21 protein-coding genes are annotated in these 25,920 nt (G+C 54.6%); 16 read left to right on the top strand and 5 right to left on the bottom strand.

All coding sequences use genetic code 11. The annotated features are described in order from the left end of the window. The first annotated feature begins 15 nt into the window (after positions 1 to 15). Both HA50_RS24465 and HA50_RS24460 read left to right on the top strand, forming a co-directional pair. Positions 16 to 1,344: an MFS transporter gene (locus HA50_RS24465; RefSeq protein WP_084879398.1), complete on the top strand. Its 1,329-nt coding sequence runs from the start codon at positions 16 to 18 to the stop codon at positions 1,342 to 1,344. Then, entirely contained in the window at positions 1,341 to 2,348 is a 1,008-nt protein-coding gene (locus tag HA50_RS24460) for an alcohol dehydrogenase catalytic domain-containing protein (RefSeq protein ID WP_084879397.1), read from the top strand. Before HA50_RS24465 ends, HA50_RS24460 begins: the two co-directional genes overlap by 4 nt. A 100-nt stretch (positions 2,349 to 2,448) precedes the next feature. Here the strand turns inward: HA50_RS24460 and HA50_RS24455 are convergent, their stop codons facing one another. From HA50_RS24455 to HA50_RS24445, 3 genes are read right to left on the bottom strand one after another with little or no spacing between them, the layout of a single operon-like run. Further along, the gene (locus HA50_RS24455) at positions 2,449 to 3,093 is read right to left on the bottom strand and encodes a cysteine hydrolase family protein (protein WP_084879396.1); all 645 of its coding nucleotides are present in this window, start codon (positions 3,091 to 3,093) and stop codon (positions 2,449 to 2,451) included. Between the two features lie 3 nt (positions 3,094 to 3,096). Then, a complete protein-coding gene (locus HA50_RS24450) occupies positions 3,097 to 3,918 on the bottom strand; it encodes an N-formylglutamate amidohydrolase (RefSeq protein WP_084879395.1) in 822 nt (273 codons plus the stop codon). Next, positions 3,915 to 4,766 (bottom strand): MurR/RpiR family transcriptional regulator, encoded by an 852-nt coding sequence (locus HA50_RS24445; protein WP_084879394.1) that lies wholly within the window; start codon positions 4,764 to 4,766, stop codon positions 3,915 to 3,917. Before HA50_RS24445 ends, HA50_RS24450 begins: the two co-directional genes overlap by 4 nt. 182 nt (positions 4,767 to 4,948) lie before the next feature. Here HA50_RS24445 and HA50_RS24440 point away from each other — a divergent pair, with 182 nt between their 5' ends. From HA50_RS24440 to HA50_RS24430, 3 genes are all read left to right on the top strand, one after another. After that, a complete protein-coding gene (locus HA50_RS24440) occupies positions 4,949 to 6,313 on the top strand; it encodes a type I glutamate--ammonia ligase (protein WP_084879393.1) in 1,365 nt (454 codons plus the stop codon). A gap of 89 nt (positions 6,314 to 6,402) precedes the next feature. Continuing rightward, complete coding sequence (locus tag HA50_RS24435) at positions 6,403 to 7,869, top strand: APC family permease (protein ID WP_084879392.1); 1,467 nt, start codon at positions 6,403 to 6,405, stop codon at positions 7,867 to 7,869. After that, positions 7,866 to 9,200, top strand: a complete 1,335-nt coding sequence (locus HA50_RS24430) for an aspartate aminotransferase family protein (protein WP_084879391.1) — start codon at positions 7,866 to 7,868, stop codon at positions 9,198 to 9,200. Before HA50_RS24435 ends, HA50_RS24430 begins: the two co-directional genes overlap by 4 nt. A 44-nt stretch (positions 9,201 to 9,244) precedes the next feature. On the opposite strand, the gene HA50_RS24425 is transcribed toward HA50_RS24430, so the two are convergent. Continuing rightward, positions 9,245 to 11,293, bottom strand: coding sequence for a GAF domain-containing protein (locus HA50_RS24425; protein ID WP_084879390.1), 2,049 nt, complete (start codon positions 11,291 to 11,293; stop codon positions 9,245 to 9,247). A 105-nt stretch (positions 11,294 to 11,398) separates the two neighbouring features. Here HA50_RS24425 and HA50_RS24420 point away from each other — a divergent pair, with 105 nt between their 5' ends. The 3 genes from HA50_RS24420 (at position 11,399) to HA50_RS24410 (ending at position 15,198) form a co-directional block, all read left to right on the top strand. Continuing rightward, complete coding sequence (locus tag HA50_RS24420) at positions 11,399 to 12,652, top strand: MFS transporter (RefSeq protein WP_084879389.1); 1,254 nt, start codon at positions 11,399 to 11,401, stop codon at positions 12,650 to 12,652. Positions 12,653 to 12,665: 13 nt separating this feature from the next. Further along, on the top strand, positions 12,666 to 14,060 hold the full coding sequence (locus HA50_RS24415) for an amidohydrolase (RefSeq protein WP_084879388.1): 1,395 nt from the start codon (positions 12,666 to 12,668) through the stop codon (positions 14,058 to 14,060). A 70-nt stretch (positions 14,061 to 14,130) separates the two neighbouring features. Beyond that, positions 14,131 to 15,198, top strand: coding sequence for a porin (locus tag HA50_RS24410; protein ID WP_084880218.1), 1,068 nt, complete (start codon positions 14,131 to 14,133; stop codon positions 15,196 to 15,198). A 179-nt stretch (positions 15,199 to 15,377) separates the two neighbouring features. On the opposite strand, the gene HA50_RS24405 is transcribed toward HA50_RS24410, so the two are convergent. Beyond that, a complete protein-coding gene (locus tag HA50_RS24405) occupies positions 15,378 to 16,310 on the bottom strand; it encodes an AEC family transporter (RefSeq protein WP_244193667.1) in 933 nt (310 codons plus the stop codon). Between the two features lie 144 nt (positions 16,311 to 16,454). Here HA50_RS24405 and HA50_RS24400 point away from each other — a divergent pair, with 144 nt between their 5' ends. From HA50_RS24400 to HA50_RS24365, 8 genes are all read left to right on the top strand, one after another. Beyond that, positions 16,455 to 17,375 carry a LysR family transcriptional regulator gene (locus HA50_RS24400; protein ID WP_084879387.1) on the top strand — a complete coding sequence of 307 codons (921 nt, stop codon included), beginning with the start codon at positions 16,455 to 16,457 and terminating at the stop codon, positions 17,373 to 17,375. Between the two features lie 101 nt (positions 17,376 to 17,476). Next, positions 17,477 to 18,400 (top strand): N-carbamoyl-D-amino-acid hydrolase, encoded by a 924-nt coding sequence (locus tag HA50_RS24395; protein ID WP_084879386.1) that lies wholly within the window; start codon positions 17,477 to 17,479, stop codon positions 18,398 to 18,400. A gap of 17 nt (positions 18,401 to 18,417) precedes the next feature. Continuing rightward, entirely contained in the window at positions 18,418 to 19,272 is an 855-nt protein-coding gene (locus tag HA50_RS24390; RefSeq protein WP_084879385.1) for a D-amino-acid transaminase, read from the top strand. A gap of 94 nt (positions 19,273 to 19,366) precedes the next feature. After that, positions 19,367 to 20,962 carry an ABC transporter substrate-binding protein gene (locus tag HA50_RS24385; RefSeq protein WP_084879384.1) on the top strand — a complete coding sequence of 532 codons (1,596 nt, stop codon included), beginning with the start codon at positions 19,367 to 19,369 and terminating at the stop codon, positions 20,960 to 20,962. A 33-nt stretch (positions 20,963 to 20,995) separates the two neighbouring features. After that, positions 20,996 to 21,937, top strand: a complete 942-nt coding sequence (locus HA50_RS24380) for an ABC transporter permease (RefSeq protein ID WP_084879383.1) — start codon at positions 20,996 to 20,998, stop codon at positions 21,935 to 21,937. 15 nt (positions 21,938 to 21,952) lie between these two features. Beyond that, positions 21,953 to 22,828 carry an ABC transporter permease gene (locus HA50_RS24375; RefSeq protein WP_244193666.1) on the top strand — a complete coding sequence of 292 codons (876 nt, stop codon included), beginning with the start codon at positions 21,953 to 21,955 and terminating at the stop codon, positions 22,826 to 22,828. Continuing rightward, positions 22,825 to 24,471: an ABC transporter ATP-binding protein gene (locus tag HA50_RS24370; RefSeq protein WP_084879381.1), complete on the top strand. Its 1,647-nt coding sequence runs from the start codon at positions 22,825 to 22,827 to the stop codon at positions 24,469 to 24,471. The genes HA50_RS24375 and HA50_RS24370 overlap by 4 nt, the downstream gene beginning before the upstream one ends. Beyond that, a complete protein-coding gene (locus HA50_RS24365) occupies positions 24,468 to 25,919 on the top strand; it encodes an N-acyl-D-amino-acid deacylase family protein (protein WP_084879380.1) in 1,452 nt (483 codons plus the stop codon). The genes HA50_RS24370 and HA50_RS24365 overlap by 4 nt, the downstream gene beginning before the upstream one ends. The last annotated feature ends 1 nt before the right edge of the window (position 25,920 follow it).

Here is a 25,920-nt window from a genome sequence, read left to right as displayed (position 1 = left end):
GCAGAGGAACACATCATGCAAAAACCTGCTGCCGGTAACCTGCGACGCGTCACCCTGTCGAGCCTGTTTGGTTCGACCATTGAATGGTATGACTTTTTTCTTTACGGCACCGTTGCCGGGATGGTGTTTAACAAACTCTATTTTCCGGAAGGTGACCCCTTTATTACCACGCTGCTGTCCTACGGCGTGTTTGCGATTGGCTTTCTGACTCGTCCACTGGGGGCCATTATCTTTGGTCATTTCGGTGACACGTTGGGCCGCAAGAAGATGCTGATACTGACCCTGGTGATTATGGGCGGGGCGACGGTGTTTATCGGGCTGATACCCGGTTATCACCAGATTGGCCTGTGGGCACCTTGTCTGCTGATTCTGTGTCGTTTAATCCAGGGTATCGGCCTGGGCGGCGAATGGGGCGGTGCAGTGCTGATGACCTTCGAATCCTCCCCGGAGAAGCATCGTGCGTTTTTCGCCAGTATCCCGCAGGTGGGAATGTCGCTGGGGTTATTGCTGGCTTCCGCCGCCATCGGGCTGGCGTCGTTGCTGCTGCCCGATGAAGCCTTTATGTCCTGGGGCTGGCGTGTGCCGTTCCTGCTCAGTGGCGTGTTTGTCATCATCGGGACCTATATCCGCAAAAACGTGGCGGAAACCGAGGATTTCCTCAAGGCACAGGAGGAACAGAAAAATGCGCCCAAACGTATCCCGCTGGTAGAGTTATTCCGCAAAAACACCGGGGTGGTGTTCACCTGTATGGGGATGCGGCTGATTGATGGTGTGTTCTTCAATATCTTCGGTGTCTTTTCGCTGACCTGGCTGACGCAGACGCTGCACATTCCGCGCGATCAGGCGATTGTTGCCATTCTTGCCAGCGCGCTGGTGATGAGTTTCTTTATCCCGTTCTGGGGTTATATGGCCGACCGCTGGGGACGCGCGCGTATTTTTGCGATGGGGGCCACCCTGTCGGGACTCTCCGCCTTCCCGGCGTTCGCCCTGATGTATAACCATCCGGATAATATCTGGCTGGTCTGGACAGCCATTGTTATCCCGTTTGGTATTTTCCACGCGGCGGTGTTTGGCACGCTGTCATCGGTCTACTCGGAATGTTTCGATGCATCGGTGCGTTACACCGGGATTTCGTTCGCCTATCAGATCTCGGGCGTGTTTGCCGGTGGTTTAACACCGGTGCTGGCCACCATCTTCTCGGACATGCTGGGTGGCAAGCCCTGGTTAATCTGCGCCTATGTGCTGATTATCGGCCTGACCAGTGCCATCTGCGCGGTCTACCTGTGGCGTCGCACCCATGGTGCAGGCAGCATCAATCTCCCCCGATTAAGTGAGGAAGCATGAAAGCACTTGTCTATACCCGCCCGCTGGGCGTTGAAATCCAGGATCGGCCTTACCCACAGTTACCCGAAGGGGGCGATCAGGTGGTGATTCGTATCGCGGCAGCGGGCATCTGTGGCTCAGATATGCATGCGTTCCATGGTAAAGATCCCCGCCGCCAGCCGGGTCTGGTGCTGGGACATGAGCTGGCAGGGGAGATTGTTGAAAGCCAGTCAGCGCGTTTTCAACCGGGGCAGCGGGTGACCGCCAACCCGTTAATCACCTGTGGGCAGTGCGAATATTGTCGCCAGGGGCGTGACAACCTGTGCAGCGACCGCCATATGATCGGCATGGACTGGCCCGGTGCCTTTGCGGAATATATGGCGATTCCGGCGCGTTTAGTGGTGGCATTACCCGCGGGTATCTCGTTGCAGCACGCGGCGATCACCGAACCGGCCGCCACCGTGGTTCATGCGTTACGCCTGACCCAGAGAGCATTGCAGATGCCACTGGCAGAGGCTAACGCGCTGGTGATCGGCGGTGGGGCAATTGGTCTGCTGACGGTGTTGGTGTTGCGCGCCTGGGGATGTCGTCAGATAACGCTTGCGGAGACCAATCCGTTACGCGCCGAAGCGGCTGAGCGTCATACCGGCTGTGCCAGCATCAACCCGATTGAGACGCCGGTTGAAGCGGCAAGTCAGCAACTGGTCATTGATGCGGTAGGCGCCGGTCCAACACGGAAACTGGCGGTGCATGCGGTGAAACCCGGTGGGGTGATTATGCACATCGGTTTGCAGGATTGGGACAGCGAGATTGATATGCGCAAAATCACCCTGAGCGAGATTACGCTGCTGGGAACTTACACCTACACCATGGAAGATTTCCATCTGACGTTATCGATGCTGGAGCAGGGGGCATTGGGCGCGTTGGGCTGGGTGGAACAGCGGGCGTTGCAGCAGGGGGCGAATGCTTTCGATGATCTGGAATCGCAGCGCGTCTCTGCTGCCAAGATTCTGTTGATTCCCTGAGTACCTGCGTTTATGTGTAGCGGCGCGATTTATCGCGCTATTTTCCTCGGTGCACCGACTAAAAGGCGCGCGATAAATCGCGCCGCTACAGCATATGCCATTACGCCGACAGCTCGCTTAAAAATTCTTCCGTAGTGATTTGGCGGCAATAGCCTTTGATCGCAGTAAGCGAGTTCTGCTGACGCTCGGGGGAGAGTGTCGCGCAGGCATCTGTCACCAGCGTCACCAGATACCCGAGGTCACAGGCATCGCGCACCGCGCTTTCGATGCATTGGTCGGTGAGGAATCCGGCAATCACCAGATAACGGGTGCCGAGGTTGCGCAGCACATAATCAATATTGGTGGAGATGAACACGCTGGAGGAGCTTTTGGGCAGAACGATTTCATCTTCGCCTGGGGCGATAGCCTCTAACACCTGTGCATCCCAGGAATCGCGCGGGACATTGAAGCCGGTAATTTTGTAATCCAGACTGCGATCGCGGCCATCTTTGGTCAGGCTCTCGATCACCGTATACATCACTTCAATTTTTTCGGCACGGCAGGCCGCCTGGATCTTTTGCATATTGCCGAGGGTTTCGCGCTCGATGATGTCGAAGAAATAACCAAACTGTTCATTCTGTTGCGCGGCAGACATCCCCACATATTCACCGCCGTCACGCCGGGCATTGTAGTTTTGCACATCAATAAAAAGCAGCGTGGCGGATGCTTTCTCGATAGCAATGTCGCGACTGGTTGGATTAAACATCGATTACGCTTCCTTTTTAAATTGTTGGCTGACAATGTCTTCCCAGCACTGAGTGAAAATCGGTGCCAAATCCTCAGCCCACATCTGTTGTCCTGCTGGCTGGCTAATCAGGTCCTGGCGCAATTCAATTTCGACATAGTGCAGATCGTTCTTCACTGCATGCTGCGGCACGGCGTAATCCGTTTCGTCGGAGACCGAATAAGGTTGGTTATCGCCGACCGTCCAGCGTTGGCTTTGTTGCAGCTGTTCGAGGATCGCCAGCGCATAGTCGGCTTTGTGCTGGTATAGCACGCCAATTTCCCACGGACGTTGCTCGCCGTGAAACACCGGAGTGAAGCTGTGCATCGCCAGTAAACAGGTAGGGATGCCCAGCGCTTTACGTTCCGCCAGTATCTCCCGAATCGCGGCATGATAAGGCGCAAAGATTTCCGTCTGGCGCTGGTCGCGATCGTGCTGACTCAGCGTTATATTGCCGGGCACCAGGGTCGCTTCTGAAATCGTCGGGATTGAGCTGGGAATCCCAGGGTTGCGGTTACAATCAATCACCAGACGGGAATAAATCTGATGGACCAGCGGGGCATTGAGCAACTGGCTCAGGTGGCGGGAGACCGCCAGAACCCCGATGTCCCAGCCAATATGTCGGTCAATCTCCGATTGCGGTAAGCCCAGATCACCCAGGCGACGGGGGATGCGTTTCCCGCCATGATCGCACAGGATCAGAAAAGGCGAATGACCGGTTCGATTCTCGATGACAAAGGGTGCGGGTTCATCTGGAAAAAGCAGTGGTGCGCTCACGTCTAACGTTACCTCATCTGGAAAAGTCATTTAGATTTTGCATTCAATGAAAGGGGGCCTAGCGCCTCCCATTGTTTCAGCCGTTCCACGGTTTTATCGCCCTGATGTTCCATGATGGCGGCGATAATCGTGTCGATCAGCACAATCCCGGCCGAATAACCATCAAACAACCATGGGGTTTCGACATGAATGGGCAGCACCACTTTGGCAAGAGAAGCAATGGGTGAAAGTTGCGTGTCCGTAACGGCGATCAGAGTGGCACCGCGTGCCACAATCTCCTGCGCCAGCTGATACATATCCTGTTGATAGCGACGAAAATCAAACAGTACGAACACATCATTTTTACTGGCATCAATGATTTGCTGAATACGGTCGTGATGATTTTCAGAAAGCACATCCACGCCACGCCGGACCTGTTGCAGGTTGCGGCCAAAATACATCGCCAGTGACTGGCTGATGCGCCCGCCACCCAGCATGACATGATGTTCTTTGGCACCAATTAAGCGGGTTGCCTCGGTGATTTCAAACTCGGGGATATCGCGCAGCGAACACTGGATGGCAAGCACAGACGATTTGATGGCAGCCTCGATCAGTGCGGAAGGGCTTTCATTGGTCACCCAGTTATCCAGGCGCTGCAACGGCCCTTTGGCCTGCTCGGAAATTTCATCCCTTAATGCCTGTTGAAAATCGACAAAACCGCCAAACCCCATACGCCGGGCAAAACGCACCACCGACGGTAGACTGACGCCAGCCTGATCAGCCAGCGTTTGCACCGTTCCTAAACCCGCCCTGGGATAATCCGCCAGCATCGCCCGCGCTATTTTTCGTTCAGCAGGGCTGAGTTCCGCCATGCTGTCTTTAATTTGTTGTGCCAGCACACCTGCTCTCCTTCACCACACCGTTCGCGGCATTGACACAAGGACAGTGCCACAACCGGCGTGATTCAGCTATACGAATTTAATATATATTACACATATTGATTTTAAGTCGATTGTGTAACATATATAAAAAAATCTCAAGCGCGGTCACCAGTAAATAGCAGACGGGAGTTTTCGGTGTAATGGATAAAGTAGCGGCAGTAGAAAATAATCAATCCATTGATTCTCAATGTGAAAGTCTTATCGCGAGTGGCGTTGCCACGTTATTTGCCACGCTGGTGGATTCCGCTGGCGTGATTCGTGGCAAATCCATTCCGGCCACTCGCCTGAAAACCATCAGCCAGTCTGGGGTGGGTGCTTCTCCTTCCTGGGCGTTATTTTGCGCCGATAATGCCATCGCCTGGATACCGGCATTTTCGGCGGTGGGTGACGATCGCCTGCGCGCTGATCTTTCCGCGCTGGTGAAGCTAAAGGATGGATTTTGCTGGGCACCCGTGGATGTCTTTGAACAAGAGGGCGAACGCGCAGCCTGGTGCTCACGTCATTTTCTGCGCAGCCAGGTCGAGGCGTTGCAGACGGCAGGCATTGAGACCCTCGCGGCGGGCGAGCTGGAGTTTTATCTGTTGCCGGAAGAGTCCGATGCATCAGCTGGTCACTGGCATGCCTATGGCATGGGCGCACTGCTGGACAAGGAAGCCGTGGTTAACGATATCGTTAATTCACTCGGCGAAGCCGGTGTCGGCCTTGAGCAGTTTCATGCGGAATACGGCACTGCCCAGTATGAATTATCCCTCGCTCCGGCAGATCCCGTGACCGCCATTGATCGGCTGGTTCTGACCCGCATTCTGCTGGGCCGTATCGCGCGCAAGCATAAGTTAAGGATCAGTTTCTCGCCGAAGCCGTTTGAAGGTGGGGCTGGCAATGGCGCGCATCTGCATTTCTCCTTTACCCGTCAGGGCAAACCGTTACTGGCCGGGGGAGAGGGTGCGTATGGCATCACGGCGGAAGGGGGCAGTTTAATTGCCGGGATTGTCCACTATCTGCCTGAAATGGTGGCGTTGCTGGCCCCTTCGGTACTGTCTGCCGATCGTCTTCAGCCGGGACACTGGTCCGGTGCTTATGCCTGCTGGGGACTGGAAAATCGCGAGGCGGCCGTTCGTTACTGCGCCGCGAATCCAGCGAATCCTTATGGCGCGCATCTTGAAGTGAAGTGTATCGATCCTTCAGCAAATCCCTACATCGCCTGTGGCGCGGTGCTTGGCATGGCGCTGGCAGGTCACACCCAGTCAATGCCGCTGCCCGAAGCTACGCAATCCGCCCCCGCCGATTTCTCTGAACAACAGCGCAGCGAGAAACAGATCAAACGTTTGATTTACTCGCAGGCCGATGCCTTAACCCGGCTGGAACAGAGCGAGCTGGCTCAGGCGTTGTTCCGCCCGGAACTGCTGGGCGCCTTGATTGCGGTGCGTCGTCATGAACACGACAGTTATGGCCATCTGCCATTAAAAACCACCACCGAGAAGTTCCGCTTTGCCTGGTCCGTGTAACGGACCCCTTGCACCATTTTTGCCTGACCAACACCGGGGAAACCCATTAACAACTCGCTAAACAATCACGTTGTATGAGGGTGAGAGAGATGAATAATGCACCAAATAAAAAGCGAAATTTAAAGCTTTGGGAAGCACTGGCCCTGTCGCTGGGCATGGTGGGACCGACCTTAGCCATGTCCGGCAATGCGCAGGGATTAATTGATTCAGTTGGGAAAGCACTGCCTATCGTATTCGTGCTGGGTCTGGTGGGGATTGCGCTCATCGCCTACGGTTTTATCCGCCTGACACGCTTTTATAACCATGCGGGTAGTGCCTATGGTCTGGTGGGCAAAACCATCGGGCCGCGCGCAGGATTCTTTTCCGGTTTTGCCATCATGGGAACTTATCTGTTCTTCTCGATTGCCACCCTGGCGGCCCTAGGAGCGTTCACTAATGCGTTCCTGCAGGCGTTATTTCCCGCCTCGCACATTGAGATTCCATGGATTGTCACCGCTGCGGTCGGGGTGATTTTTAGCTGGATTCTGAACTCGCGTGATGGGCAGACCGTGGCGCGTGTGCTGATGGTGATTGAAGGGGTAGGGATCGTCCTGATGCTGGTGCTGGCAGCGGTTATCATCATCCATCAGCCAGCAACCACCGAACAACATGCTTCGCTGTTTAGCCTGAATGGTGTGAGTTTCCAGGCGGTGATGGCGGCGGTGGTCGCGGCGTTCCTCTCCTGGGCGGGTTTTGAAGCCTGCGCCACGCTGGGCGAGGAGACAGAAAACCCACAACGTAACATCCCGCTGGCGTTGCTGGGTTCCATCGTGCTGACCGGGATTTTATTTGTCGGCATGATGTATGTGCAGACCCTGGGTTTCGGCACCAGTGAATCCGGGCTGAATGCCTTTAAAAACTCTGCCAACTCACTGGGTACGCTGTCGCAGACCTATGTCGGCACGGTATTTTCGCTGTGCATGTTGTTCACCGCCATGATGTCGGCGTTTGCCGCGAATCTCTCCGCCGCTGCCACCTCCAGCCGTCTGTTGTTCGCCCTGGCCCGTGATGGCTTTGGTCACAGTTGTTTTGCTGAGGTCTCTGCCAAAACCCATCAACCGCGTAATGCGCTGACGTTAGTGTTAGTGGTGAGTTTGCTGGTGGACGTCGCTGCATGGCTGACGGGTAAACCTTCGATGGGCACCGGCAACAGCGCGATTGATGCCTACTTCTATTTTGCGGTGATTGGCTCAGTGTGTCTGATGATTACCTATCTGATGATTGAGTTAGGGGTGATCAATTTCATCACCCGCATGGGTCAGAACATCCCTAAATGGGAGCTGTTATTGCCGGTGCTGGGCATCGTCATCATGGTCGTCTCCCTCTATTACAACGTGGTAGGACAGGAAGATTTATTTAGCCCGGCGCTGGTGGCGTTCTACTGGTGCATTGCCGGACTGATCATCATTATCTCCGCGCCGCGTCTGGTGCGAAATATTGGCTTGTCGCTGTCGGAAGAGTTTTCCGCTCCGGCTGAACCCCTCACCACCGCTATCGCACAGAAGGAATCAGTATGAGTCAGGCTATTTTTCCGCCGGAAGCTGAAGCGCTTTATCAGCGTGATGCGCAATCGATTGCTGGCATTGAGAAGTTACGTTTTTTCCCGCTGACCGTTTCATCAGGTGAAGGATGCTGGTTAACCGAAGTGGGGGGACGCAAACTGCTCGATCTGTCGGCGACCTGGACTGCCTGTGGCCTGGGCCACGGCCATCGGAAAATCACCGAAGCGATGATGAAAGCGGCGCAGACACCGGCCGGAGCTGGAGGGTTGTCGGCGGTGCATCCTGATTCCGTCGGACTGGCCGAAGATTTACTGGCGATCACCCCGGGTAAGGGGGATCGCTGCGTCTACCTCGGTCATGCCGGGAGTGATGCCAACGATGTCGCGCTGCGCGCCTGCCGCCTGGCATCGGGCAAACGTAAAGTGGTGGCCTTTGCTCATGGCTATCATGGCGGCATTGGGCTGGCGATGAAGGTTTCAGGAGTACATATTTCGGCAGGCAGCGCCGCCGACCCCGATCTTTACCTCGCGACCTATCCCAATCCCTTCCGCCCGCATATTGCGGGCAAAGACCCGGTTAAGGCCAGCGTGGAAGCCAGTCTGCTCGAAGTGCAGGCCCAGCTGGAGCAGGGGGATGTCGCTTGTGTGATTGTCGAACCGATCTTATCCGATGGCGGCATGGTAGTGCCCCCGGCCGGTTTTCTCGCCGGATTACACCAGTTATGTATTAACGCGGGCGTACCGCTGATTTGCGATGAAGTCAAAATGGGGCTGGGCCGTCCCGGACTGCTGCATGCCTTCCAGCATGAGAACATTGCACCGGAAATTGTGACCTTCGGGAAGGTGCTGGGTGGCGGTTTGCCACTCTCGGCCACGGTGGGTCCCAAAGAAATCCTCGGCGGACCCGCCGCCCATGCTTTGTTAACCACAGCGGGCAATCCCATCTGTACTGCCGTTGGGCGTGCGGTGCTGAATGTGCTGGAAACGGAGGAATTGCCGCAGCGCGCAGCCCAGTCCGGGCAGTACTTTATGCAGATGCTGCGTGACCTGGCGAAGGGCCTCCCGGTTATCGGCGATGTGCGTGGACATGGTCTGGCGATTGGCGTGGAGTTGGTTGCGGCCGATGGCAGCCAAAGACCGGACCGCATCCTGGCGCAGAAAGTGGTATATCAGGCCTGGAAAGAAGGGCTGGTGGTGTATTACGTCGGCGGCAATGTGCTGGAAATTACGCCACCGCTGATTATTACCACTGAGGAAATGGATTACGCCATTGAGAAGCTGGCACTGGCAATTCGCAAAGCTCCGCAGGTGACGGATGCCGAAATCAAGGCTTATGCCGGCTGGTAAGTCATGTGCTGGCAGATGGCCATTAACCTGGCCATCTGTACACATCAGGAATAAATCCGGTTCATATGACATGACAGGCTTATCATAAGAAAATCATCTGGATTAGTCAGGCTCAGATTGGTGAGCGTTTCAAATTTCCGCAGCCGTTGGTAGAGCGTATTAATATGGATATTCAGCTCCTTCGCTGTCAGCACCGTTGACTGGCTGTTTTTCAGATATGACTGCAAAGTCGCAATTAAAACGGCTCCTTTATCGCCGGTGTCCAGTACCGGAGAAAGGATATCGCTAATAAATGTTTTGAGCTCTTCACTGTTATGTTTGGTGAATAATCTTTCAATGCCGGTGTTGCTGAAATTCAGAATGCCGGGTCGCTGCCGGGTTTTGAGTACATCAAGAGCGGTTCCTGCCTGCTGATGACTTATCACGATATTTTCTTTGGTCGTGATGGGGCTTAATCCCACCTGGAAATTGTGCTGAAGATAGTGATCTTCACGTATTTTTTCTTCCAGTATGTTCAGTTTTCCATTTGTATTTTCTGCATGAAATATCACCACTTCATTATTTTCAACATAGAAGGCTGAATGATTAAGCCCTGTCTTGCCGACCAGATGGTTCTTGATCGTGATAAAGGCCAGGTCATTCAATTCGGTATTAAATGGCGATAATCTGATGCACATTATCCAGTTTTTAAAATGAAAACCGTTATCCAGCAGGCTGCGTTCATGTCTGGCCGATAATCCATAGCGGATGATCTCCTGAAAAATAAATGCGATCTTTTTGTGAGTGATAATAACGGCACTGGTTCGCTTCATGATCTCCATCACGACGAAGTCACGAATGCGGGCTGCGATCACAGCATTCAATTCATCAATGTCGTAGCCATTAATAATGATAAAACCCACCAGAAAGTCATCATTAATCAGCGGGTAAATAAGACATTCACCCTCGGTTATCACGTTACTGGTGTTGTCATGCGCTTTATGGAGCTGAGATAGCGTATCCCAGCTATAGTGCTGGCTTCTGGCGTTGAAATAACGGTGACCCAGGATATCGATATAGCTCATGGCTGAGTTCACCCGAGCGGAAAGCTGTTCGATGAATTCATCTAATCTATTGAATTTTGTCGATAAGTTGATCATGTCAGCATGGAGGTCCACGCTCACCTTCAATAACCTGTTTTGTTTTTCGAGTTGTGATTTGAGCATTTCCACTTCACGCAGACTGGCGGCTTTTTCGTCGTACAAACGGGCATTACGCCAGGCTAATGCCACCTGAGAGGCGAAGGTTTCCAGTAAAGAAACTGCCAGTGAGTTAAATACTGAATGCCGTTTCAGGGATAATATCGTCAATGTGCCATAACAGGTTTGTTGATCTAACACCGGGACACATAACAGGGCATTGGCGATCGGGTTGTTCTTCATGATGCTTTCACGAACCGTTGAGTGCTCCGTAAAACTATTTAATATTTCTTCTCTGGAATTAACTAAAATGGATGATCGGCTTTCAAAAGCTTTGCCGGAAATGGACTGTTGTGGTGTAACGGCGTATTCATAATAATTGTTCTCAAACCCCAGCATCGCAACCGGAATCAACAGGTTCTTTTCTTGATCATAAATACGAAAGATTGCCGCATCACTGTGCGGAATGGTTTTAAGGGCGCCCTCAATCACATGCTGTAAAATGACTTCATGCGATAAACCCGAAGCCAGATGCCAGGTATTATCGCTGACTTTTCTGAACATAAAATTCTGATATTTAATCACACCAGAGAGAAAGTAAACTTTGATGTCATTGATTAATGCATGCACATAGCCATTCTCAGGCTCATTATCAATGTTTTTAATATTTATTTTCAGCGAGTCAATATACAGGCACACCGCTTCTATGATGATCTCCCGGGACAGGATTTGATGGCTAAGAATATATGATTCGTTACGCTCATCAATATTTTCGTCAGCATCTTTCAGCGCATCATCATAACGCCGTGCCGAATGGCTGACATTAACCTGCGCCTGTGGATAATAGCGCTGCACAATGGAGGTTATTGCCGATGCATGATCCGGCACGGCAACGCTATGTGTATCTTCATACATAAAATAAACCTTTCTGATGTGTGTTCGCACATAGTTATTTTTCACTTTTTTTGCAAGGGTAGCAAGGGCGAAGAAAAGGTATCGCTATCCACTTGAGGGTCATCTATGTCTGGCTTCATTACAGAGAATAAAAATAAAGTCATTATCTTCATATTGTTTTTGTGTTGGGTTGTGGGCTTCATTGATAAAACCGCGATAAACATTGCCATCATTCCGATTAGCGGTGAATTCGGACTGGCCTCTGATGAAACGGGCATGATTATCAGTGGCTTTTTCCTCGCCTACTCAATCACGCAACTGATTGGCGGCTATCTTGTCGATCGGCTGGGTAGCAAAACCATTCTTACCGGTGCGGTAGGTCTTTGGTCCGTCGCCACCGCCTGTACCGGAATGGCGACCGGGATCCTCGGTCTGGTGGTGTCACGTTTCTTTGTCGGGATGGGGGAAGCGGTTTTCCCTTCGGGCAGTTCTGTCGTCATTGCCCAGCAATTTGATAAAAGCAAAATGGCAAGAGCCAAGTCTTTCCTGCAATCCGGTGCGTCGGTTGGCTTTGCCGTCGGGTCCGTGGTCGTCACCACCCTGATTGCCTTCTTCAACTGGCGGGTGATGTTTTTCGTGCTGGGCATCCTCGGCATGGGTCTGGCGCTGGTGCTCTGGCTGGTGCTGCGTTCGTCAGCGGATCACCAGACAGCTTCCCCGGCGGCCAGCACGGCACGGGATAAGACCTCGGAAAAAAGACGCTTGCTGGAAATCGTTACCCGCCCACTGACATGGCAAATCGCCGCCTGTTATTTCTTCACCAATATCGTGTTCTGGGGACTGCAATCCTGGCTGCCGTCCTACTGGATTAAAGTGAAGGGCATGAGCATGGTCTCAATGGGGGCATGGTCGATGCTGCCACCCACGCTGGGTTTTATCTCGTTTCTGGTTTGCGGCTGGTTGCTGGATCGGTTTTTCCAGGGGCGGGAAAAGTTTCTGATTGCGATCGGTTCCTCGGTGTCTGCGCTGTTTATCTGGCTGATGTTTAATGCTTCTTCAGTGCCAATCGCCTTTGCCTGGTTATCCCTTTCCAACATTTTCCTTAACGCGATCAGCATCAGCGTGTTCGTCACCATCATCAAGCAATACCCGAAAGCATCCGTCGGGACTGCGACCGGCCTGATTAACTCTGTGGCGCAGATCGGCTCGTTTCTGTCCCCTTTGGTGATCGGGTATCTGTTAAAGCTCACCAACCAGAATTATTCCACGGCCTTTCTGATGATTATCGCCTGCGCCGTGGTCACCTGCCTGATTGCGCTTTCAATGACCCATTCGAACAGCACGGTACAGAGTGAAACCCGTTCAAATCCATCGCATTAATAAGAGAGGCCCTATGAATTATTCAGCCATTATTCAGGACACGCTGAACCAGCAACGTGAAAAGATTATTTTGGTCAGCGACCAGGTGTGGGAATTTGCGGAAGTCCGTTATGAAGAGTCGCAGTCGGCCGCGCTGATTGCGCAAACCCTTGAAGACGCGGGTTTCGCCGTTGAGCGTAAAGCTGGCGGCATTGAAACCGCTTTTGTCGCGACTTTCGGGACCGGCCAGCCGGTTATTGCCTTTTTGGGCGAGTTTGACGCGTTACCATCCCTCAGCCAGCAGGCAGAATGCAGCTATTTTTCCCCGGTGGTGCCTTCCGGCAATGGGCATGGCTGTGGGCATAATTTGTTAGGCGCAGGAGCCTTAGCGGCAGCCCTTGCCACCAAAGCCTGTATGGAGCAAACCGGGTTATCCGGGACGATTAAATTCTTTGGCTGCCCGGCGGAAGAAGGTGGCGGCGGTAAAGCATTTATGGCGCGCGCTGGCCTGTTTGAGGGGGTCGATATTGCTTTTACCTGGCACCCCTGGGATGAAAACCTGGCGTATAACGCACGTATGCTGGCGACCAATCAGGTGAAATATCTGTTTAAAGGGAAGAGCACCCATGCGGCCTTTAGCCCGCATTTGGGACGCAGCGCATTGGATGGCGTCGAGCTGATGAACGTCGGCGCGAACTTCCTGCGCGAACATATTATTCCCGAAGCGCGACTGCACTACGCCATCACCAATGCCGGTGGCAACGCGCCGAATGTGGTGCAATCTGAGGCGCATGTTCTCTACAAAGTACGCTCGCCCAAAATGCATGAAGTGCGCGATATCACCGAGCGTGTGCATGATATTGCCCGCGGTGCGGCGCTGATGTCAGGCACCCAGGTGACGATTGAATTTGATGCGGCTTCTGCGGATCTCATTCCTAACGTGACGCTGGCAAGCATCATGGACGAAGAACTGAACAAAATCGGGCCGGTGGCCTTTAGCGAGGAAGAAAAAGCCTTTGCCGCATCGATCCAGGCAACCTTTTCTGATGAGGAAAAGCGCAAGGTTGCGAAAAGAGGACGGGTGTTATCCGAGGATATTACCCCTTTGCGTCGCGAACCTGATTTCCTTAATGGCTCCACCGACGTTGGCGATGTCAGCTGGCTGTTGCCGGTCGGGCAGGTCTATATTGCGACCTGCGCATGGGGTACGCCACCGCATTCCTGGCAAATGGTGACACAGGGTAAAACCTCTTACGCACACAAGGGCATGCTGCTGGCGGGCAGCGTGATGGCAGCCTCAGCCGTACGCGTATTAACCAATCCGGCGATTATTAACCAGGCCAAAGAAGAACATATCTTGCAACTGGAAGGTGAAACATACCATTCATTGCTGCCGCAGGATGCGCAACCCCGTCCATTAAACCGTTAATAGTGCAATTGGGTGGCATCTCGCCACCCCTTTTTAAAATAAAAATGATGAGGCATTAATAATGAAGGTGATGAAATATACACTGCTTGCGGTGGCTGTTGTTCTGCCTGCAATCTCTCAGGGAGCAGAAATTTATAATAAAGACGGCAACAAACTGGATCTATATGGCAGCGTGCGAGCCAGGCATTATTTCAGCGATGATACCAGCGTTGATGGCGATAACAGTTATGTGCGTCTGGGTTTTAAAGGACAAACAAAAATTAATGATAAGCTCACCGGTTATGGTCAGTGGGAATATAATATTCAGGCCAACCATTCTGAAGCGGAAGGCGATGAGGGGAATAAAACCCGTTACGGATTTGCCGGGCTGAAATATGGCCAGTGGGGCAGCATCGATTACGGCAGAAATAACGGTGTGTTATATGATGTTGCCAGCATTACCGACTATGCCCCGATTTTTGACCATCTGACGGATAGCTACACCGATGGCTTTATGACCGGCCGCGCCACCGGGGTGCTGACTTACCGCAATACAAACTTGTTTGGCTTGTCTGATAACGTCAACTTTGCCTTGCAGTATCAGGGGAAAAACGGGGCGGGCAGTAATAACAGCGGCCGCACCGTCTATACCTCGAATGGTGAGGGTGCAGGCGCTTCCGTCAGTTATAGTTTCGACTGGGGTGGCACCGTGCTGGCCGCTTATGGCAACTCGCATCGTACAGCGGCGCAGGAAGCCTTAGCCTATGGCGATGGTGATCGGGCCGAAATGTGGGCGCTGGGATTCAAATATAATCCAGGCCAGTTTTATGCTGCGATTAAATATTCTGAGGGCCAGAATATCACGCCTATCCGTGGTTATGGTTTTGCCAACAAAACTCAGAACTTCGAAGTCTATTCGCGCTATGTTTTCGAAAACGGTATCGTTCCCGGCATTGGCTGGTTCCAGTCTCAGGGGAAAGAGATTGAAGGTTACGGCGATGTCTATCTGGCCAAATATCTGGATGTTAACGTCGCGTACTTTTTAAATAAAAACTTTCTTGTCTACACCGACTATAAAATCAACCAGCTTGATAAGAATACCCCGTTCGGCATATCCACCGATGACAGCTTTGGCGTCGGGATGACTTACCAGTTCTAAGGCACATTGCGTAGCTACCGTCTTGAGCGTCAATACCTGGTGCGAATAAATTCGCACCTTACGCCTGTAGCGGCGCGATTTATCGCGCGTCTTTTTACAGGGTTTCTGCTGCCAAAAACCTGCGCGATAAATCGCGCCGCTACCGATAAGTGCATTCTCCCAACGCTGTCCGCAGGATTTCAAAACAACGCATTCACCCAGATCCACACCGGCAGCGTGCCCATCGACAGCAGGGTGGTCAGGCAAATCGCGGAACTGGTTATCTGGCTATCCTGCTGCGAGCGTGAAAACCCGAGCACGTTAACGCCGGAAGGATTGGCAGCCATCAGCACCAGCACGCCGCGTGGCATTCCACTGATATGCAGCAGCACACAACCCAGCAACACCACCAGCGGCATGATCGCCAGCTTGGCGACGGTAATGCCCACCACCGCCGCATTGGGGCGCAGGCGAAAGCCAGCAAGATTGGCCCCAAGCACGATCAACGCACAAGGCAGCGCCGCCTGTGCCAGCCAGGTCGCCAGCTTCATGCTCCAGTCGGGCAAGGTAAGATGCGCGAGATTCACCGCCGTTCCCAGCAACAATCCAATAATCATCGGGTTCGCCAGGCTTGCCAGCAGAACGCCGGGTTTAAACGGCTCGCTTCCGGCGAGAGTGCTGTACAGGCTTTGAAAACCAAACAGCAGCAAGCTGTGGACCGCGAGTACCGTGAACAGCAACACCAACCCCGCATCACCGTACATGCCTGCCACCATCGCCAGACCGATCAGGGCATTATTGGAAAAGGAAGCCGTCAGGCCAAATGGCGTCGGATTCCCCATATGGCGATGGGTAATGATATTCACCACCGCAAAAATAAGCAGCGCCGGGACAAAGTACGCCGCCAGAATTTTGATATTCAGGCCATCATGCAGCGGCGCGTTGACCATCCCGGTAAACAGAACCATCGGCATAAACAGCTTAAAGGCCAGACTACCCAGCGCTTTGTTGGCGTGGGAATCAATGGTTCCCCGGCGAGCGAGAATATAACCAAGAATAATCAACAGAAAGACAGGCAAAATAATGTGTGCGACGCTCACAATCGATGGCTCCGGTAAGATCTTGCGAATCATATTATTACCGGACGATGTCCCCGCTGTCAGCGCACTTCCCCGCCGCGGAATCCCTCCTGGCATGCTAATTGCTAACAACCTATAACCTGGTGTTAAGCGTTTAACAGCTCAGCACTCGCTATTCATTCCTCAGAGGAAAACCGAATGCAGTCGCTTAATCTGCGTCAGATTGAAGTCTTTCGGGCGATTATGATTACCGGTTCGATTAACGGTGCCGCGCAACTGTTGTTTGTGTCTCAACCCGCCGTCAGCCGGATGCTGTCGCACACCGAAGCTCGTATTGGCTTCCGGTTATTCGAACGGGTTAAGGGAAGGTTATATCCTTCGCCAGAGGCACGCAGCCTGTTCAATGACGTCGAATCGGTGTATCGCGATATCCAGCGCGTCAATACCACGCTGCACAACCTGGTGCAGCAGCGTCAGGGCGTGCTGCGTATTGCCAGCAGCCCCAGTCTGGGGCATCAACTGGTGCCAGATGCCATTGGTGCTTTCAGGCAGTGCAACGAAAACATCCTCGTCAGTCTGGAATGTTTGCGTCACCGGTTGCTGCGGGATCGGTTGCTTGATCAGCATGCGGACCTCGGTATCTCTTTGTTTCCTATCGATCATCCCAACCTGTGTGCCGTGCCCCTGAGTTATATCCGCGTAATGGTGGTGTGCCCGGCCAATCATCCACTCACCCGATTACCGGCCAAAGAGCTGCCTGCGGCGCTGGCGGAGACGCCCTTTATTGGTTACTCCACGGATACCCCATTCTACAGTTTTATGATGAAGGCCTTCGAACGCGTTGGTCTGCCATATCGTCCGAGTATTGATGTCGATTCGCCGCATCACGCCTGCGCGCTGGTGAAAAACGGCACCGGCTTCTCGGTGGTTGATGAAATCTCGTTCCGTGCCTCCGGTGCTAAACACATGGCGGTACTGCCGATTCTCGCTGAAGAACGTCTGACCATCAGCCTGGTGCATTTGCGCCATGAACCGCTGGCGCAGTTTGCGCAGGTGTTTATCGACCATCTGCGCAAGGTGCTGGATAGCAGCGGCTTCCATCTGTTCAACATGGATTAACTTTAGGTTAAGTAAGGCCCACATTTTGGTATACGACAGACCGCTCTGAACCTCACACAATGGCCCTACGACACTGTGTCGGTCTTGTTGAGGAAAAGTGCGTGCGTGAAATTGTAATTGGCGGAGCTCAGTTGGGAGCAATCCAAAAAAGCGACTCAAGAGAAAGTGTGGTCCAGCGCATGCTGGCATTACTGGAGCAGGCGCGGCAGCAGGGGTGCGAGCTGGTGGTGTTTCCTGAGCTGGCGCTGACGACGTTTTTCCCACGCTGGTATATGGAAGACCAGAATGAAGTCGATAGCTGGTTTGAACGCGAAATGCCGAATGATGTGACGCGTCCGCTGTTCGATTTCTCCCGCGAGCATGGTATTGCCATCACCTTTGGTTACGCCGAACTGACCCCGGAAGGGCGTCACTTTAACACCTCCATCATCACCGATCGGCAGGGCAATATTGTCGGTAAATACCGCAAGGTGCACCTGCCGGGGCATGTTGAGTACGATCCACATCGTGATTTCCAGCATCTGGAAAAACGTTATTTCGAGCCGGGCGATCTGGGCTTCCCGACCTGGGAAAACCAGGGCGCGATCATGGGCATGTGTATCTGCAACGATCGCCGCTGGCCGGAAACCTATCGTGTTATGGGATTGCAGGGCGTGGAACTGGTCACGCTGGGCTACAACACCCCTTCCGTGAATTCCCTGGAACGCGATGAAGGCGAAACCAAACGGCTGTTCCACTCCGAACTCTGTATGCAGGCCGGTGCTTACCAGAACGCAACATGGGTGGTCGGTGTCGCTAAAGCCGGGGTTGAAGATGGCTTCCCATTAATGGGCGGCAGCGTCATCGTGGACCCGAACGGATTTGTCGTGGCGCGCGCCAGCGGGCAGGGTGATGAGTTGATCGCCCACCGCTGCGACATGGATCTGTGCCAGTTCGGCAAGACCACCATCTTTGATTTCGCCCGTCATCGCCGCATCGAACATTACGGCATCATCACCCGCCAGACTGGCGTGGAACGCCCCTAACCCGGAGAAATTGAGTCATGCGCACCGTCTATCTGAATGGTGAGTTTATTGCGGAAAATGAAGCGAAAATCTCGGTCTTTGATCGGGGGTTCACCTTCGCCGATGCCATCTATGAGGTGACTGCGGTATTGCAGGGCAGACTGGTGGATTTCGAGCAGCACCTCAAACGCCTGCGTCGTTCGCTGGGTGAGCTGGCGCTGTCGTTACCGGTTGATAACGATCAGCTGCTGGCGATCCATCGGGAGCTGATCACCCGCAACGATTTGCACGAAGGTTTGATTTACCTGCAGGTAAGCCGTGGCGTGGAAGACCGAAACTTCTCGTTTCCCGCAGCAGGTACGCCACCGACACTGGTGCTCTACACCCAGGCCAAAGACATCCTTGGCAGCCCGCTGGCGAAACGTGGGATGAATATTATCAGCCTGCCGGATTTACGCTGGGGGCGTTGCGATATCAAGACCACGCAACTGTTGTACGCCTGCCTGGCGAAAGAGCAGGCGCGGCTGCGTGGTGCTGACGATGCCTGGCTGGTCAAGGATGGCCTGATTACCGAAGGCACCTCCAACAATGCCTTTATCATCACCCACGCCGGTGCCGTCGTCACCCGTGAGCTTTCGCAGCTGTTATTGCCGGGTATCACCCGCAGTGCGCTGATTGCCCTGATTAATGAACATGGCCTGCGTCTGGAAGAGCGCGGCTTCACTATCGATGAAGTCAGAGAGGCCGCAGAAGCCTTTATTACTTCATCCACCTCCTTTGTTTACCCGGTCGTCAATGTCGATGGCCAGCCGGTTGGCGCGGGTCAGCCGGGTCCCCTGACTCAGCGTTTACGCCAGCTTTATATCGAGCATGCCTTAGCAGCAGCACTCTGACGGCAGCAGGACGCTTACGTCCTGCGTTGTCCCCTTACATTGCACACACCGCATTTCCCGACACCAGGGTTTGCCTTTTACTGGAGTGTTAAGCGTGAAACTATTTCCGTCCCGTACTTTGATCGCTTGTCTGTTATCGGTTGGCCTGAGCGCCACCATGGCCGCACCGTCGGTGATGGCGGCAGAGAAAACTCTGCATGTTGTGATGTCATCTTCTTTACGGGTACTGGATCCGATCGCCACCACGGCGCAAATCACCCGTAACCACGGCTACATGATTTACGACACCCTGATCGGCATGGATGATAAACAGACGCCGCAGCCGCAAATGGCGGACTGGAAAATTTCACCCGATGGCCTGACTTACACCTTCACCCTGCGTGATGGGTTGCTGTGGCATGACGGCAAACCGGTGACCGCCACCGATTGCGTTGCCTCACTGAAACGCTGGGCGCGTTACGATGTTGGCGGGCAATTGATGATGAAGTATGTCGAGAGCCTTACCGCTACCGATGACAAAACCATCACCCTCAAGCTGGCGAAACCCTTCGGCTACGTGCTGCAGCTGCTGGCGAAACCCTCGTCGGTGGCGGCATTTATGATGCCGGAGAGGGTAGCGAACACCCCGGACGGCAAAATGATCACCGACTACACCGGTTCCGGGCCGTTTAAGTTTGTCGCCAGCGAGTTTGATCCGGGCAACCGCGTGGTTTACGAAAAGTTCAAAGGTTATGTGCCACGCAAAGAACCGGCCAGCGGCACGGCGGGTGGCAAAGTGGTGAAGGTGGACCGGGTTGAATGGATCAATATGCCTGACCGGATGACGGCGATTAATGCCTTAACCTCCGGTGATATCGATTTTATCGAACAGCTGCCGATCGACCTGCTGCCGATGGTGCAGGCCGATCCGAATCTGAAGTACGGCACCCTGAGCAAGCTCGGTTCCATGACCGGTGGGCGTATGAACTTCCTCTATCCACCGTTTAACAATCCTGATATCCGCCGCGCGGCATTGCTGGCCATGAACCAGAAAGATGTGCTCGACGCGTTGGTGGGCAACCCGCAGTACTACAAACTTTGCGCCTCAGTGTTCGGTTGCGGCACGGCGCTGGAAAGCCAGGCGGGCGGTGAGTCGCTGCTGAACGGCGGCAATATCGAGGAAGCGAAAGCACTGCTGAAGAAAGCCGGTTACGACGGCACGCCGGTGGTGATCATGCAGCCAACCGATGTGCCAAGCCAGGCATCCCAGCCGGTGGTGGCTGCTCAGGCGCTGCGTAAGGTGGGCTTTAAGGTCGATTTGCAGCCGATGGACTGGCAGACGCTGGTGTCGCGCCGCGCCAACCCGAATCCACCGGCCCAGGGTGGCTGGAATATGTTCTTTACCTACTGGAATGCCGAAACCATCTGGAACCCGGTGGTCAACCCAATGCTGGACGGTGGTGGACGTAACGGCGCCTGGTTCGGCTGGCCGACCGATCCGCAGATGAACCAGCTGAAAGTGGATTTTGCCACCGCCACCGATCCGGCCAAACAGAAAGAAATTGCGGTCGAGATCCAGAAGCATGCCATGGACGAAGTCAGCTACATCCCGCTGGGGCAATTCTATGACGTCGCGGCGTGGAGCAACCATGTCAGCCACTTAATGACCGGACCTTCTACCGTGTTCTGGAACGTCGAGAAAGACGATTAATTGCTGACTTAAATACAACCTTCGGAGGCTCCTGTGGCTGGTTATTTTATTCGCCGCGTTCTGGCGGCAATCCCGGTGATGCTGGTGGTCGCGCTGTTTGTTTTTCTGCTGTTGCGCCTGTCGCCGGGCGATCCGGCGGCGATTATTGCCGGTGATATGGCGACGCCTCAGCAGCTGGCGGCGATTCGCGCCAATCTGGGTCTGGACCAGCCGCTATATCAGCAATTTTTCGTCTGGATTGGACAGTTGTTGCATGGCGACTTCAGCACGTCGCTGATGGCGCATACCCCGGTGCTGACCATGATTGGTCAGCGGCTGGAGCCGACACTGAGTCTGGCGCTGGTGGCGATTATCCTCACCATCCTGATTTCCGTGCCGCTCGGCGTGCTGGCGGCGTGGAAACACGGCAGCTGGATCGACAACCTGGTGATGTCGGCATCGGTGCTGGGCTTCTCGATTCCGGTATTTGTCATTGGTTATCTGTTGGCAACCCTGTTTGCTATCGAGCTGAGATGGTTGCCGGTGCAAGGCTTTACCAGCATCACCAAAGGGGTGTGGCCGTTTGCCGAGCGCATCATTTTACCGGCTCTGACCTTGTCATCGGTGTACATCGCGCTGGTGGCACGCATGACCCGCGCCAGCGTGCTGGAGGTGCTGGGGGAAGACTATATCCGTACCGCCCGCGCCAAAGGACTATCGGAGATCCATGTGCTGTTCCGTCACGCGCTGCGTAATTCGATGATCCCGATCCTGACGGTGATCGGCACCGGCTTTGCGCTGATGATCTCCGGTGTGGTGGTGACGGAAAGCGTGTTTAACATCCCCGGTCTGGGCCGGTTGATTGTGGATGCGGTGCTGGCCCGCGATTACCCGGTGATTCAGGGCATGATCCTGCTGACCAGTGGGGTCTACGTCATCATCAACCTGTTGATCGACCTGTCATACGCGCTGAGCGATCCGCGTATTCGTTACTGAGGGTAAGGCATGAGCATGAGTAAACCTGTTTCTGCGCTGCTGCCAGCGCCCCGACGTCGTTGGTTAATGCTGCCGCGCATCCCGCTGTTGTCGGTGATTGCGCTGGTCACGTTGACGCTGATTGTCTGCATGGCGATCTTCGCCCCGTGGATTGCCAGCCATGATCCCGAGGCGCTGTCGCCCGCGTTTCGGCTCAAACCGCCCAGCGCGGAGTTCTGGCTGGGAACCGATGCCTACGGTCGCGACCTGTTTGCACGCGTGGTGTATGGCGCACGCATTTCGTTAATGGTCGGGCTGGGCGTCACGTTAATGAGCGTGTTGATTGGCCTGCCGCTCGGGTTGCTGGCCGGGTATTTTCGCAGTCTCGACGCGATAGTGATGCGCGTGATGGATGGCCTGATGGCGATCCCCGGCATCCTGCTGGCCATTGCCATCGTTTCACTGAGCAGCGCGGGCATCTGGACGGTGATGGTGGCGATTATGGTGCCGGAGATCCCGCAGGTGGTGCGTCTGGTGCGCTCCAGGGTGCTATCGGCGCGTGAAGAACCTTATGTGGAAGCGGCGATTCTGACGGGCACCTCCACCTTCCGGGTGCTGACCCGGCATCTGATGCCAAACACCCTGGCTCCGTTGATTGTGCAAAGCACCTATATCTGCGCATCGGCGATTCTCACCGAAGCGATTCTGTCCTTCCTCGGCGCGGGTATCGGCACGGAAATCCCCACCTGGGGCAACATCATTTCCGAGGGTCGCCTTTATTTCCAGCTGAAACCATCGCTGGTGCTGTGGCCGGGGCTGCTGCTTTCGCTGTGCATCCTGTCGATCAACCTGCTGGGCGATGTGGTGAGCGATGCCCTCGACCCGCGACTGAAAAAAAGGGGCGATAAATGACGGAACAACATCATGAGGTGCTGCATGTCGATCGCCTGTCAGTAAGCACCGCACAAGGTGTGCCGATCCTGCAGGATATCTCTTTCCGTATCCACGCTGGAGAGACGTTATGTCTGGTGGGAGAAAGCGGTTCGGGTAAGTCGGTCACCTCACTGGCGACTCTCGGTTTGCTGCCAAAAGGCGCGCTGAAAGTCACCGGTGGCCGCATTCTGCTCGATGGCGAAGATGTGTTGCAGGTAAGCAATAGCTGCCAGAAAGCGTTGCGTGGCAGCCATATGGCGATGATTTTTCAGGAGCCGATGACGGCACTTAATCCGGTGCTGACGGTGGGACGTCAGATCGACGAAGTGTTGCAGACGCATACCGGTCTCAGTGCGGCGGAACGTCATGCACGGGTGATGGATGCGTTATCGCAGGTGCATTTGCCGGACATCGCCCGTATCTATGGGGCTTACCCGCACCAGCTGAGCGGCGGCCAGCGTCAGCGCATTATGATCGCGATGGCATTGGTGCTGGAACCCCGGTTGCTGATCGCCGATGAACCGACCACCGCGCTGGATGTCACCACCCAGCAGCAAATCCTCAAACTGATCCGTGAATTGCAGCAAAAGCACGGCACGGCGGTGTTGTTTATTACTCACGATATGGGTGTGGTGGTGGATATTGCGGACCGCGTCTGCGTGATGCGCAAAGGCAACATCGTCGAATCCGGTGGATTAGAACAGGTGCTGTCGCAACCCAGTGAGGATTACACCAAAGCGCTGCTGGCGGCGGTACCCGGCCTGGCACCCCGTCCGGCACGCAAAGCCATCAGCCCGCAGGTGGTGCTGGATGTGGTGGAGCTGGGCAAAATCTATCGGGCGAAAGGGGGGCTGCTGAGCTGGTTTGGCAAACGGCGCGCAGGAACGCGCGCATTGGATGATGTCACCTTCAGCCTCAAACGGGGTCGCACGCTGGGCATTGTCGGCGAAAGTGGTTCTGGTAAATCGACCATGGCGCGCTGTGTAATGCGTTTGCTGACGCCGGATGAAGGGGCGATACGTATCACCGGCAACGATATTTCCGAGCTGTCTCCCGCCGGTCTCAAACCACATCGTAAACGTATTCAGATGATTTTTCAGGATCCGAACCGTTCGCTCAATCCGCGCATCAGTATCGGCAAAAGTCTGGTGGAAGGGCCGATGAACCACGGCGTCTCTTTCGCTGAGGCCTGGGCGCGTGGACAGGAATTGCTGGAACTGGTCGGGTTGCCTGCTGACGCTATCGATCGTTTTCCCCATCAGTTTTCCGGTGGGCAGCGGCAGCGTATCGCTATCGCCCGTGCGCTGGCGATGGAGCCGGATGTGATTGTGGCGGATGAGGCGGTTTCGGCGCTCGATGTTTCAGTGCAGGCGCAGGTGCTGCAACTGCTGGATGACATCCAGCGTCGTCTCGGGGTGGCGATTTTATTTATTACCCATGATTTGCGGGTTGCCGCCCAGCTGTGTGATGACGTGCTGGTGATGCAGCACGGTAAGGTGATCGAGTACGGCGCAGCAGGCGATGTGCTGGGTGCGCCACAACATCCTTATACCCAACAACTGATGGGCGCGGTGCCTGGTAAAGGCTGGGATTTTGCCGCAGGCCGGAGAATCGAATCATGACCTTTGATTTACTGTTTCGTGCCGTCACGGTGGTGGATGGCAGCGGTGCTGAACCCTATATGGCGGATGTGGCGGTGGTGGGTGAGCGGATTGTCGCCATCGGTGATCTCACCGGCGAGTCTGCCCAGCGTGTGATTGAGGGCAACGGGCGCTGCCTGATGCCGGGGTTTATTGACGTCCACACCCACGATGATACCAATGTGATTCATCAGCCGGAGATGCTCGCCAAAATTTCCCAGGGAGTGACTACGGTGATTGTCGGGAACTGTGGCATCAGCGCGTCGCCAGTGGTTTTACCGGATGCGCCGCCCGATCCGATGAACCTGTTGGGGAAAAAAGACGCCTTTGTCTATCCCACTTTTCCGCATTATGTCGCGGCGGTGGAAGATGCCAGCCCGAGCGTGAACGTGGCGGCGCTGATTGGTCATACCGCGCTGCGTGCCAACGTGATGGCGCAATTTGATCGTCCGGCCACCGGTAGCGAACTTGCGCAGATGTGTGAGACGTTGCAGCGCGCGCTTGATGCGGGGGCCATCGGTCTGAGCTCCGGCCTGGCCTATACCAATGCCCGCCAGGCACCGATGGCGGAAATGCAGCCGCTGGTGGATATCGTTGGTGCCTCGGGGGCGATCTACACCACGCATATGCGTAATGAACACGATGGTCTGCTGGACTCGCTGCAGGAATCCTTTACCACAGCGCGGCAGGCCGGGGCAGAGCTGGTTATCTCCCATCTGAAATGTGCCGGAGCCGGTAACTGGGGGCGGGCACCGCTGGCGCTGGCGGCGCTGGAAAAAGCCGCCAGCGAACAATCCTGCAACTGCGACTGCTATCCCTACAATTGCAGCTCCACCACGCTCGATGCCTGGCGTGTTGATGGCAAGATGGAGATTTATATCACCTGGTCGGAGCCTCATCCGGAGATGGCGAAAAAGACCTTGCAGGAGATCGCCGATCTCTGGGGTGTTGATCAGTGGCAGGCCACCGAGCGCCTGCGTCCGGCCGGGGCGATCTACCATATGATGAGTGAGGACGATGTACGCCAGGTGCTGGCCCATCCGTTGTCGATGGTGGGTTCCGATGGCTTACCTTCCGATCCTAATCCTCACCCACGCCTGTGGGGCACTTTTCCACGCGTGCTGGCCCATTATTGCCGTGACCTCAAATTGTTCGATCTGGCCGAGGCGGTGCGTAAGATGACTGGCCTATCTGCCGCACGCTTTCGCCTGCGCGATCGTGGCGTGGTCCGTGAGGGGGCATTCGCCGATTTAACCCTGGTGGATATGACCCGCATTGAAGACGTTGCCACCTATCGCGATCCCTGCCGCCAGGCGCCGGGCATCGATCTGGTGGTGGTCAACGGGGGGGTGAGTTATGAGGATGGCAAAGTGCAGGGCCGGAATGGACGTTTGTTAAAACGTGAACCCGGCATTCCGGCCATTTTATAAC

The organism is Pantoea cypripedii, assembly GCF_002095535.1.
GTDB classification, from domain to species: Bacteria; Pseudomonadota; Gammaproteobacteria; order Enterobacterales; family Enterobacteriaceae; genus Pantoea; species Pantoea cypripedii.
Note: the sequence above shows the minus strand (reverse complement) of the source record. Positions and strands in the feature narration are given on the sequence as shown.